Genomic DNA, 441 nt, shown 5'->3' on the forward strand with positions numbered 1-441 from the left:
ACCGCGAGCGCGCGGTCGGGAAAGGCAGCGGGAGCGATCGAATCGCCGCGATGGAGCACCTGAACCGCCCGATAGCCGTCGGGGGTCGGATCGCGGTACACAGTCAGCGTCTCCTGCTGGAGCTCGATGAGCCAGACCTCGGGGATGCCACCCCGGGCATAGAGCGGCACCTTCACCCGCCGGTCGAACTCAGCCGAGGTGTCGGCGACCTCGACGAGCAGCAAGACGTCGGGGGGAGCCGGATGGCCAGAGGCGTAGAAGTCAGCGCGGCGGCGCAGGAGCGCTAGATCGGGCTGCGGCTCACTGTGCTCACCGAGACGAACAGGGTTCTGAACGCGCACGATGGCGGCGTCGCTGAATCGCTGAACGAAGCGCTCAGTCAGTCGATCCACACTCGCAGCGTGACGGTCTCCAATGGGCGGCATTTCGACGATCTCGCCC

The 441-nt window shown here is 66.9% G+C and carries 1 protein-coding gene; it reads right to left on the bottom strand.

Going from position 1 to position 441, the window contains the following annotated elements; genetic code table 11:
• Window positions 1–392 (bottom strand): Uma2 family endonuclease (locus tag NET02_RS16395; RefSeq protein WP_284058505.1); only part of this gene is annotated, 392 nt, incomplete at its 3' end.
• Between the last annotated feature and the right edge of the window lie 49 nt (window positions 393–441).

It is taken from the genome of Thermalbibacter longus (assembly GCF_023806485.1).
GTDB classification, from domain to species: Bacteria; Chloroflexota; Chloroflexia; order Thermomicrobiales; family Thermomicrobiaceae; genus Thermalbibacter; species Thermalbibacter longus.